10 protein-coding genes are annotated in these 11,198 nt (G+C 73.5%); 5 read left to right on the plus strand and 5 right to left on the minus strand.

The genetic code is table 11. From position 1 onward, the window contains the following. Nucleotides 1-194: 194 nt before the first annotated feature. On the minus strand, nt 195-623 hold the full coding sequence (locus ACFU7Y_RS29765; protein WP_380770254.1) for a hypothetical protein: 429 nt from the start codon (nt 621-623) through the stop codon (nt 195-197). A gap of 1,034 nt (nt 624-1,657) precedes the next feature. Here ACFU7Y_RS29765 and ACFU7Y_RS29770 point away from each other — a divergent pair. Further along, the gene (locus ACFU7Y_RS29770) at nt 1,658-1,981 is read left to right on the plus strand and encodes a hypothetical protein (RefSeq protein ID WP_380770255.1); all 324 of its coding nucleotides are present in this window, start codon (nt 1,658-1,660) and stop codon (nt 1,979-1,981) included. A 101-nt stretch (nt 1,982-2,082) separates the two neighbouring features. Here ACFU7Y_RS29770 and ACFU7Y_RS29775 read toward each other — a convergent pair whose 3' ends face one another. Then, nucleotides 2,083-2,811 (minus strand): DUF4097 family beta strand repeat-containing protein, encoded by a 729-nt coding sequence (locus tag ACFU7Y_RS29775; protein ID WP_224276277.1) that lies wholly within the window; start codon nt 2,809-2,811, stop codon nt 2,083-2,085. Nucleotides 2,812-3,214: 403 nt separating this feature from the next. Between ACFU7Y_RS29775 and ACFU7Y_RS29780 the strand changes: the two genes are divergently transcribed. Continuing rightward, a complete protein-coding gene (locus ACFU7Y_RS29780) occupies nt 3,215-3,541 on the plus strand; it encodes a winged helix-turn-helix domain-containing protein (protein WP_224276279.1) in 327 nt (108 codons plus the stop codon). A 507-nt stretch (nt 3,542-4,048) separates the two neighbouring features. Continuing rightward, complete coding sequence (locus ACFU7Y_RS29785; protein ID WP_380770256.1) at nt 4,049-5,314, plus strand: MFS transporter; 1,266 nt, start codon at nt 4,049-4,051, stop codon at nt 5,312-5,314. Nucleotides 5,315-5,460: 146 nt separating this feature from the next. Here ACFU7Y_RS29785 and ACFU7Y_RS29790 read toward each other — a convergent pair whose 3' ends face one another. The 3 genes from ACFU7Y_RS29790 to ACFU7Y_RS29800 form a co-directional block, all read right to left on the minus strand. Continuing rightward, complete coding sequence (locus tag ACFU7Y_RS29790) at nt 5,461-6,729, minus strand: MFS transporter (RefSeq protein ID WP_380770257.1); 1,269 nt, start codon at nt 6,727-6,729, stop codon at nt 5,461-5,463. A 170-nt stretch (nt 6,730-6,899) separates the two neighbouring features. Further along, entirely contained in the window at nt 6,900-7,634 is a 735-nt protein-coding gene (locus tag ACFU7Y_RS29795; protein ID WP_380770258.1) for a TSUP family transporter, read from the minus strand. Between the two features lie 171 nt (nt 7,635-7,805). Beyond that, the gene (locus ACFU7Y_RS29800) at nt 7,806-9,158 is read right to left on the minus strand and encodes a right-handed parallel beta-helix repeat-containing protein (RefSeq protein ID WP_380770259.1); all 1,353 of its coding nucleotides are present in this window, start codon (nt 9,156-9,158) and stop codon (nt 7,806-7,808) included. Nucleotides 9,159-9,252: 94 nt separating this feature from the next. On the opposite strand from ACFU7Y_RS29800, the gene ACFU7Y_RS29805 reads away from it, so the two are divergent. Then, entirely contained in the window at nt 9,253-10,419 is a 1,167-nt protein-coding gene (locus ACFU7Y_RS29805) for a Dyp-type peroxidase (protein WP_380770260.1), read from the plus strand. Then, the coding region (locus ACFU7Y_RS29810; protein WP_380770261.1) for a phosphotransferase enzyme family protein at nt 10,416-11,198 on the plus strand (783 nt) is incomplete at its 3' end. The genes ACFU7Y_RS29805 and ACFU7Y_RS29810, both read left to right, overlap by 4 nt.

The following is an 11,198-nucleotide window of genomic DNA, read 5'->3' on the forward strand; positions in this document are numbered from 1 at the left end:
CAGGGCCTTTTTGTGTCGGCCGATTTGCGTCGGCCTTTTCGTGTCGGCCGACGGGGGTGGGTTCGCCGGACACACGGTCCTCCAGCCGTCCCTCCAGTCGGCACCGGCGTCCGCACCGGCCGGGCCCGGGAGCATGACGAAGGGGCCGACAGTCGGTGCTGTCGGCCCCTTCGGGAATCGCCTCCTGCGGTGGATCACCTCGCCCGCAGGGGCCCTGCGAACGACTTGCGCAGGGCCGGGGGAGCGGCGACGGGGAGCAGCGCGGCGAGCATCCTGCCCTTGAGGGTGTCCGGCTGCCGCGTCAGCCGGACGTCGACCCGGGTGCCGTCGCTTTCAGGGGTCATCCGGAAGACCCAGCCGCCGCCGGGGCCGAACAGTTTGGAGTCGAGGGTGGTGACGGTGACGGTGTCGCCGCCCGGCTCCCACTCGTAGCGCGCGCGCTCCCAGGCGGCGGCGGTCCCCTCGGTGACCTCGGCCCAGGTGTCGCCGAGCGCGTGGACCTCGAAGTGCTCGGCGTCGATCGTCGGCCAGACCTCGGCGCGGGAGGGGCTGAAGTCGGTCAGCACCGAAACGATGTCCTCGGTGCCGAGCGTGGAGACGAGATGGAACCGTACGACTGCCACAGTGGATGTCCTCATCGGGAAGTAACTGCTCTGACCGGTGATGGTAGATTTCCATGGGCGTGCGTCACCTGTCAAGATGGTGACTGGTCGCGAGTGTGCCCATCGATCGGGGAGCGGTCGTGAGGCATGTGTGTCCGGTGCGGCCGCCGTGCGGTGGGTCACGCGTCCGTCGCGCCGGCCATCGGCCCGAGGGCGTCGCGCGGGGTGGCCCGGGAGGTGTCGCTACGCCGGGACCACCCGGTAACTCAGGGCCGCCAGCGGAAGGTCGGACTGCGCCGGCGAGCCGGTGGCCCGCGCGTGGGTGCCAGTGCAGTCGGTGCCGGGGTAATGCAATCCACCTTTTCGTACGTGGCGGAACTGCTGGAGGAATCGGCGCGTCACTCATCGATCGAGTCCGGGTCGGGGCGGATCCTTGCATCTTCAACAATGCGCCCGGGAGTGCAGATTCGGCCGAACACGTGTGAGTTGCGAACGGGCGTATGTGTTGTCGCCACCTCCCATCACCACCTTGACGGGTGATGACTCGGAGTGCACCCTGAAAGTCGTCTCCGGCGCCACGAAGGCGCCGTCCGTGTTCGCCGATCCGGAGAGTGGCCATGACCGAGCAGCCCGCGGGCGACCCCGCCGCCGATTCGCGACACGCGCTACGGCACGCTCCCCGAGCGCATCCGCTTCGAGGACATGACCGAGGGCACGGCCACCGGCCCGGGCGGCGCGGCCAACGCCTCCTACAACCCCGAAAGCGCCTGGAACTTCTACTCGTGCCTGGCCGTCGACCTGGGCCTGTAGCCCCGGCACCCGCCGCGCCGGCGGCTCCTTGTGAGACCTCGCGGGGAGCTGACAGTATCTCAGGTCACGCACCCGGGCCGATGCGGACGTGGCATCTCCGGGGCGCCGCGTACGAGGAGGCGGGATGGCACGGGTGAACCTGCGGGCCGCGTTCATGAGCGGCCTGTCGTCCACCGTTACGGCACAACAGGTCTTCACTCACCTCCGTCCGGCAGAGGGACGGTGGTGCGAGCGCGTGGTGCGCGGTGGACTTCCGCTTCCGGGGCGAGGCGGGTACGGCCCGCCTGCGCAGCAGTTGGTTGACCGGCTCCAGCAGCAAGGAGAGCAGCCTGGTGTTCGGCCGCTCCGGCGTGGAGGTGTGGATCGACCACACCGCCATGACGGGATTCGCCGCCCGGGACGGTGAGTTGCTGGCGGCCTTCGGGAACGACGGCAGGACCGGGCGGAAAGTCGCCCACTACCGTCCGCTCTACGCCAGCCTGCTCTCCGTGCGGCCCGATCCGGTGCTCGGCTTCGACGCCGCGGAGAGGATCACCGCGATCCACCGGGCGGTACCCGACACGGAGTAGTCAGCGGTGGGTGGCCGGTGAGGTGGGCGAAGACGTCGTCGAGGGTGGTGGCAAGGCTGCTGACGCCCGGATGATCGCCGGATGACAGGCGGCCGCAGGGGTCAGGCCTGCTTGACCGAGATGCGTCCGTTGCTGGTGCTCAGGTCGAGCTGGTACTGGCCGGACGGGTCGTCCGGGACGGCGATGTCCTTGTGGCCGTTGCCGGTCTTCGCGGACACCTTGTACTTGGCGGGCGGCACGGCCAGGGTGATGGCGCCGTTGGAGGTCGACGCGCTGATGTCCTGCGGCTTGGTCGAGGTGATGTCGATCGCACCGTTGTGGGCCTCGGCCCGGATGTGGTCGCCGTTCAGCCCGCGCCCGGTGATGGCGCCGTTGGTGGTGTTCACCTCCGTGGAGCCGTTCACCCCGTCGAGGTTGACCGCCCCGGAGTTGGTGGTGACCTGCACGTTGCCCACGTGGGAGAGGCTGACCGCGCCGGAGGAGGTCTGGCCGCTGATCGGCAGCCCCGCGGGGACGTCGACGGTGTAGGTGACCGCGCAGTGCTGACCGCAGCCGCCGAGCACCAGGACGCCGTTCTCGACCCGGCTCGTCGCGCCCGGCTTGTTGTCCTGGTAGCTGACCGACCGGTGCAGGGAGACCTTGTCGAGGCCCTCCTTGCCGCGCAGGGTCACGCCGCCGGCGGTGGTGTCGAGCCTCACCGCGGTGATCTTCTCGCCCACCGTGGTGTCGTCGTCGAACTTGTTGTCGGAAGCCAGCCCGCAGGCGCTGAGACCGCCCACGGCCGCCACGAGGGCGACGAAGGACGCGAGACGGCCGGACTGCTTGCGCATGTCTTTCCCCAAATCTGAAAGGCGTTCCTGGACGAGCCCCACCGCGGGGCGGACTTCATGAAGCTATCGCGGCGGAGAAGTCGTGGACCATGGGGCTAACCCCCCTGTAGGGGTGAAGAGTTCTTCAGGTGGTGGACGTCAGGGGAGGACGCGGGGGCGACGTCGGCGTCCTCCGGCTTCGCCCCGGGGTTCCGTTGGGCCGGTCGGTGCAGGTGGCGGGGCCGTTCTGGTCCGGTGCCGCCGGGTGAGGGTGGTGGGTGCGACGGATGACGATCCGGATCCGAGAGGTCTTCTCGGTCGTGCTGACGGGCAACTGGCATGGAATCGGCGGTCGTTGATCGTCTTGACAGTGTCTGTTCACGCCTGTCAGTCTCACCTTTCAGGCAGGAGGAAGAGGGTGGGGGTGCCGACGAGCGCGGAACTGCTGGCCCTGCTGGCCGCCGTCGGGCACGCCCAGCGCCTGCGGATCATCGGCGAACTCGCGCAGGGCCGGGTCCACGTCAGCGAACTGGCCCGACGGCTCGGCATGTCCAGGCCGCTGCTCTACATGCACCTGGAGCGGCTCGAACACGCCGGCCTGGTCGCCGGCGCGCTGGAGCTCTCCGAGGGTGGCAAGGCCATGAAGTTCTTCGAACTCGCTCCGTTCGACATCCGCGTCACGGTCGACACCGTCATCGCAGCCCTCCGGGAGGATCGGGCGCAGGCCGAGCGGGTGGAGCACGACGCCTGACGCAAGCGCGATGCTCGAACGAGCGGAAGAGACCATCCGGGCGACTACCCTGTGCATGACAACCGGAGGGGGCGCCGGATCGACGGGGGAGCGATCCGGCGCCCGGCTCGGAGGCGGGGGCGCGGCCCTGCCGTGCCACCCGGTGTGGGTCGAGCGGGGATGCGCCGTCGCGGCGGTCCTGAGCTGTCGACCTGTCAGAAGGAGGCTACAGGTGGCAAGTTGATATGTCCATGGGGAGTCGGGGGTGCCGCTGCTGGGCCCGCCCCGGATCCGGCCGCTGGTGCGCGGCATCCTCGACGCGGGTCCGTGGTCGGCGCCGCAGCCGTGCGTGAGAAGTCGGCCCCACCGACTTCTCACGCGAGATCCGGCAGGACCATGCCCTACCATGGCCCCGTGTTCCTCTCCCGTGACTAGGGCCCCGAACAACGACCGCACCCGAGTGGTGCGGCCCTTCGGCGTCCCGGTACACCGGCGCGCGGCGCGCGCCTGCTCTTGAGGAACCCCTCCATGTCTTCGTCCTATGCGACGGTCCTGCGCACCCCCGGCGCGGTCCGGCTCTTCGGTGCGGCCCTGATCGGCCGCCTCTCCTACGGCATCGTCCCGCTCGCGCTCCTGCTGGCCGTCACCGGTACGACCGGCTCGTACGCCCGGGCCGGCTGGTTGACGGCCCTGTTCGCCGCCTCCAACGTGCTGCTCTCACCCTTCCGGGCCGGGCTGGTAGACCGCCACGGCCCACGCCGGGCGCTGCCGCCGATGGCGGCCGGGTACGCGCTGGTGCTGCTCGGCCTGGCCGCTGCCACCTGGCGGCCCGGCGTCCCGTTCCCGGCTCTGCTCGCTCTCGCCATGGCGGCCGGGGTGCTCGCGCCACCCCTCGGGCCCGTCACCCGGGCGCGGTGGAGCGCCCTGCTGCCCGATCCCGAGCTGCGCCGGCGGGCCTACAGCCTGGACACCGTCGCCGAGGAACTCCTGCACGTCACCGGCCCGTTGCTGGCCGGCCTGATCGCGGCGGCGACGGACCGCCCGGCGCTCGGACTGGTGCTGGGCGCCGCGCTCGTCCTCACCGGCGCCCTCGCCCTGGCCGCCTCGGTGCGCGGCGAGCCGACCCCCGCTCGCATGAACTCCCGTGTGGTCGACGACCGTTCGCGCTCCTGGCGGCTGCTGGCCCGGACCCGCCAGCCGCTCGCCGCTGCCGCCGGGGCCGGGGCCGGGCTCGGCGCGTTCGTCCTGCTGGCGGTGGTCTTCGCCCAGCGGCACGGGCAGGCGGCCGACGCCGCGTGGGTGGAGGGGGCGCTCGCGGTAGGGAGCGCGGTCGGCGGTCTCGCCCTCGGCGCCCTTGACTGGCGGGCTCCGGCCCGGGTCCGGCTCGCCGTCCTCACCGCGGCCTTCGGCGGCACGCTGGCCCTGACCGCCCTCGCCCCGACACTCCCGCTCCTGGCGGCCGTCGCCGCCCTGGCCGGCCTGACCGTGGCCCCGACCCTCACCACCGCCTACCTGTTCACCGACGAACTCGCCGGGCCCGGGCGGCGCACCCGAGCCGGCGCCTGGGTCAACGCCGCTTTCAATGCGGGCAGTTCGGCCGGCACCGCGCTGGCCGGCCTCCTCGCCGACCACCTGCCACTACCGCTGTGCCTCGCGCTCGCCGCCACCCCGGCCCTGGTCGCCCTCACCGCCGCCCGGCCCCGGACCGCCACCCCACCCGCCGGCGGGCCGCCCGAGAACCTGACCACCCGCACGGCCGCCTGGACGAACGAGCCCGAGGGGGAGCGTTCCTAGGCGGTCGGCGAGCGGCGCCGGGCGACTTCGCGGTGCGGACCGCCCAGTGGACGGCGGTGGGTGACTCCGCCGAGGCGGTCGCACAGGCCACTCGCCCGGCCCGGCTGCCGCGCTCGGTCCGGCGGAAGGTGCGGCCCCGGCGGGGGCTACTCGGTGTCCGGAGCGGCGGCGGCCGGGGTGGCCTCCAGCGCGGTCATCCGCGGGAGCAGGAACAGCACCGCGACCAGCAGGACCAGCAGCAGGCCGCCGCCGAGGAGGAGCGGGGTGCGGATGCTGACGACGGAGGCGATCCAGCCGCTGAGGGCGGCGCCGGCCATGATGCCGAGGCGGCTCAGCAGCATGTAGCAGCTGTTGACCCGGCCGAGCAGTTCCTTCGGTACGGCCTGCTGGCGCAGCGAGATCGCCTGGATGTTCCAGGTGACGATCCCGAAACCGACCACGCCGTACAGTGCGGCGACCTCGGCCACCGAGGTGCTCAGGCCCATCAGGATCAGCGAGACGCCCATCAGCAGGAAGGCGAGGGCGATCCGGGTGCCGCGGCCGAGCAGGCGGCTGAGCCGGCCGGCCAGGGTGCTGGCGGCAGTGCCGCCGATGGCGCCGGCCGCGAGCACGATGCCGTAGGAGGCGGCGGGCGCGTGGATGACCTTGGTGACCATCAGGACCATCATGGTGGTGCCCATGAAGCATGCCAGCGCACCCAGGGTGGAGAGCACGGCGAGCATCCGCACGTCGCGGTGGTGGACCAGCCAGTCGACGCCCTCGCGGATCTCGGTGAGCACCGGGCGGCGGTCGGCCTGGGCGCGCGGGGCGGTGGAGCGGCCGGTGGCGGCGACCAGGACGGCGGCGAGCGCGAAGGAGACGCCGTCCACCGTGAACGGGTAGGCGGCGGCCACGGCGAACAGCACCGAGCCGAGCAGCGGGCCGATCAGGTTGCCGCCGACCAGCATGTTGGCCTGCATCCGGCCGTTGGCGGCGTCGAGTTGGTCGGGGCGGACCAGCTCGGGGACGGCCGAGGTAGCTGCGTTGGAGAAGACCGTCTCGCCGCAGCCGAGCAGGAAGGCCAGCGCGGCGAGCGCGACCAGCGGCGGGTCGGCGAGGAAGACCCAGGCGGCGAAGCCCAGGACGACGACGGCGCGCGCGCCGTCGATCGTCCACATCAGCCGCCGCCGGTCGGCCCGGTCGGCGAGCACTCCGCCGTACAGCGACATCACCAGGAAGGGCAGTGACGCGGCGACGGAGACCACGGAGACCGCGCTGGGCGAGTCGGAGACGGCCACCGCCAGCAGCGGCAGGGCGGAGTCCCGCATGCCGTCGCCGACCGAGGAGATCGCCGACGCGGACCACAGCAGGTTGAACTTCCGGCCCAGTTGGGGACGGCTTTTGGACGGCTTTGCGGCCAGGTCAGCTGAGGTCACCGACGCAGTATGTCATGTCCGCGGAGGGCTGTTCGGGTGGTTTCCGAACTGCCGGGGGTATCCCGAACTGTCCGTGTCGGTAAGGGTGTCGGGCTGATCCTGAGTTGTCCGGGTATCCGGTTCGGCCGTTCCGGCCGGGCCCCCGGACGGTGATGCCCGGCCGGGCGCGCTCAGCCGAGCCCCCGGACGCCCTTGGCGAGGGTGGTCAGCCCGCCCGCCAGGGCCAGGCCCAGCACCACCATCCGGGCGCGGCCCTCCGGCACCCGCCCGGCGAGCAGTCGGCCGATCGCCGCGCCGCCCGCGAGCGCGGCGGCGACCAGCCACCAGGCGGGCCCGGACAGTGCGGGCACGCCCTTGCCGGCCAGCGAGAAGGCGTTCACCACCACGCCGTAGAACTGGGCGTTGGGCAGGAACTCCCGGGCCGTCCAGCCGGTGTTGACGGCGTACAGGGAGACGGCCGGGCCGCCCACCCCGGCGGCCGAGTTCATGAACCCGCTGGTGGCGCCCGCGACCAGGGCGCCACCGACCCCGCGCAGCGCGGCCGCCCGTACTCCGCGCAGCACCAGAAGGGCGGCCAGGGTGACCAGCGCCCCGATGCCGATGAGCAGTCCTGGTGCCGGGATCTCCGCCGCGGCCCAGGCCCCGGCCGGCACCGTGCAGGCTGCGGCGAGGATCAGCGGCAGCATCGCCGGCAGCCGGACCTGCCGCCAGCTGCCCAGCAGACCGACGGCGCTGATGGCGCCGGCGGCGAGGTTCGACAGCGTGACGCCGTCGCGCGGGCCGAGCAGCAGGACCAGGACGGGCGCGGCGACCAGGGCGAAGCCGATGCCGGCCAGCCGCTGGACGGAGGCGCCCAGCAGGACGGCGCAGCCCAGGACGAGGTCGGCGGTCCAGCCGTCGGGCATCGGGCGGGCCCCCTCTCGGCGCCGGACGTCGGATCGTCCGACGGTCGCACCGATCATGCCGCACAGTCGAGTTGCCGCGCCCGGCCGCTCCGCCCAGCCGGGGCGGGCGGGGCGGGGCACCGGTGACACCCGTCGGGCGGGCGCGGGCGCGGGCCCGAACGGGGTCGGGGGTCAGTGCTTCAGGACGGCGTCCGCGGACTCCGGCAGCGAGTAGGCGCCCGGGTCGACCGGGCCCGGGAGATCGACCGCCGGGCGGCCGGGCGCGGTCGGGTCCGGCAGCGAGGGCTGGGCGGGCGGGGCCGGCACCTGGCTGAACGGGATGCCGGGCGGCGCCTGGACCGGGCTGGGGCGGCCGAAGGGCGGGGCGGTCCGGCCCTGGACGGCGCAGCCCGCCAGCGTCTCCAGGCCGTCCGGGCTCTGGACGGCCGGCTGGTTGCCGGTGAAGCAGTTGCCCGGGTCGGCGGAGGCCAGCACCAGGTCGGTGCCGTTGCCGGTGGCCCGGTTGCCCTCGATCCGGTTGCCGCTTGCCGGGTGCCCGGGCGGGTCGGTGATGACGATGCCGACCGCGCGGTTGCCCTGGACCAGGTTGCGCTGCACCTGGTTCCCCGTGCCGCCGCCGATGCCGATGCCGATGCCGTAGGCGCCGTCGGCCTGCTGGGGGGTGTCGGTGGCGTTGTTGTCGGTGACGGCGTTGCCCACGATCACCGCGCCGTGCTGGGGGGCGAGGGCTTCGAGGTCGTTGGAGTTGGCGGTGACCCCGACCCGGTTGCCGGTGATCCGGTTGCCGACGACGGTGAGCCCGTCGGAGGCGTTGGTGATCTCGACGCCGACGGCGTTGCGCTCGACGGTGTTGCCCCGCACGAGGGTGTCGCAGGGCTTGCACTGGCCGACGTAGATGCCGGAGTCGGCGCCCCCGGAGGCGTACGAGTCCTCGATGATGCCGCCGCGGGCGTCGAAGGCGTAGATGCCGTACAGGCCGTTGTTGTACGCGGTGACGTTGCTGGCGCGGAAGCCCTGGAGGGCCGGGAAGCGGACGGTGTCCAGCGGGTCGTAGGCGGAGCCGCCGGCGCCGTGCTGCTGGAGCTTCTCGTCGGTGACGCCGGTGAACAGCACGCCGTTGGCGAGGTAGCCGTGGACGGTGAGGTTCTCCACCACCGAGCCGGGGCCGGAGGCCGTGATGCCGTTGATCAGCCGCAGACCGCCGTCCAGGACCACGGTGTTGCGGTCGGTGCCGCGCAGCACGATCTTGGGCTTGGTGAGGCGCACGCTCTCCCGGTAGGTGCCCGGGTCGACCAGGACGGTGTCCCCCTCGCGGGCGACGTCCACGGCCTGCTGGATGGTCGGGAAGTGCTGCGGGACGCGGATGACCGTGCCGTCCGGGTGCTTGGCGTCGGAGGAGGACGAGCCGCCCGAGGAACAGCCGGAGAGGGCGAGGACGGCGGCGGCGAGCAGGGCGGGCAGCCGCTTGACGGCCAGGGCCCCGCGTGAGGGCGCTGTGGCGGAGCGAACGTGACGTGTGGTCAAGATTTGCATACGGCGTGTTCTATCGTCTCCAATGTCGCTCATGCATGCCGAAACCGGAAAGGCGCAGGACCAGCCACCGACTGTCAGAAGCGGTGTGGATCGAAGGGCCCTGATCGCGGGCGGGGCGGTGGTGGCCGCCGGGCTCGGCGCGGGGGCCGCGGCGCTGGCCCTGGGGGGCGGGAACGGCCCAGGGAGCGGCCACGGCCGGACGGTGCCGCCGCCGGAGCCGCCGGCCGTGCCCTTCCACGGCGAACGGCAGGCCGGGGTGACGTCCCCGCAGCAGCCGGCCACCCAGCTGCTGGCCCTCGACCTGGCGCCCGCCGCGACCTCGGACGGGCGGGCCGCCCTGCGCGGCCTGCTGGGCGAGCTGACCCGGGTGCTGGCCGAGGCGGCGGGCGGCAGCCCGGCGGACGCGCGGCTGCAGGGCGGCCAACCGGCCGGACTCAGCAGCCTGGTGGGGGTCGGGCCGGGCCTCGCCGCCCGGCTGGGGCTGAACGTTCCGCCGGCCCTGCTGACCGAGCTGCCCGAGTTCCCCGGGGACCGGCTCGACCCGGCGCGTGGTGGCGGCGACCTGGTGATCCAGCTGTGCGCGGCGGACCGCTGGCCGCTGTCCGTGGTCGCCGAGCAGGCGGGCGCGGCGGCCCGGGCGGCGGGCGCGACGGTGCGGTGGACGCAGTCCGGCTTCCTGGCCCGGACGGCCGGGGGCGCCACGCCGCGCAACCTGTTCGGCTTCAAGGACGGCACGGCGAACCCGAACGGTCCGGAGGGCGGGCAGTGGGTCTGGGGCCCGCCGGGGCCGCACGAGCACGGGACGGTGCTGGTCTACCGCCGGATCCGGATGGACACCGCCGCCTTCGCCGCCCTCCCCATGGACCGTCAGGAGCAGGTGATGGGCCGTCGGGCCGGCGACGGCGCGCCGCTCACCGGCACGGCGGAGCACGACGAGCCGGACATCTACGCCAAGAACCCGGACGGTTCGTACGTCCTCCCGGCCACCGCGCACGTCCGCCTCTCCAGCCCCCGACTGGACGGTGGCGCCCGGATGCTGCGGCGGGGCTACAGCTACGACGACGGCCCGGGCGACCGCGGCCTGCTGTTCTGCGCCTTCATGCGCGACCCGGCCCAGTTCACCCGCGTCCAGAACCGGCTGGCCGCGCGCGACGCCCTCAACGCCTTCGTCGAGCACACGGCTTCGGCAGTGGCCTACGTGCTGCCGGGCGCGCCGGCGGGCGGGACGCTGGGGGAGGGGCTGTTCGGATGAGCCGCGAGGAGGAACAGCCGCTGTCCGGCGGGAACACGAGTGCCGGCGTGGTCCGCGTCGGGGACACCGTACGGCGCCCGGCCGGGCCGTGGACGCCCGCGGTGCACGCGCTGCTGGAGCATCTGCACGCGGCGGGGTTCCGGGCGGCGCCGCGCCCGCTCGGCCTCGACGGGCAGGGGCGCGAGGTGCTGACGTACCAGCCGGGCCGGGTGGTCTGGCCGGACCGCTTCGACCTGCTGGACCCCGCCGAGCGGCTGGCCCGGGTCGCGCGCCTGATCCGGGAGTTCCACGACGCCGTCCGGGACTTCACGCCCCCGCCGGACGCCCGCTGGCAGGTGCTGATGCCGCCCGAGGGCGCCGACATCATCGCCCACAACGACCTGGCCCCGTGGAACCTCGTGGTCGGCGCCGAGCACCAGTGGTCCTTCATCGACTGGGACACGGCCGCCCCGGGGACCCGGCTCTGGGACCTCGCCTACGCGCTGCACGGCTTCCTGCCGTTGTCGGCGCAGCCGGACCGGCGGCGCGCCGACGTCGACGCGGCGGCCCGGCTGCGGGTCTTCGCCGACGCCTACGGACTGGACGAGGGCGAACGGCGCGCTCTGGTACCCCTGTTGGGGCCGCGGACCCGGGCCATGCACGACTTCCTGCGGGACCGGGCGGGCCGTGGCGTCCAGCCCTGGGCGAGGCTCTGGGCGGAGGGCCACGGGGAGGTCTGGCGCAGCGACGCCGAGTACATCGAGCGGCGCCGGGAGCGGTGGCTGCTCGCCCTGCTCGAC

Origin of the sequence: Kitasatospora sp. NPDC057542 (assembly GCF_042801945.1) — a bacterium.
Taxonomy (GTDB): Bacteria; Actinomycetota; Actinomycetes; order Streptomycetales; family Streptomycetaceae; genus Kitasatospora.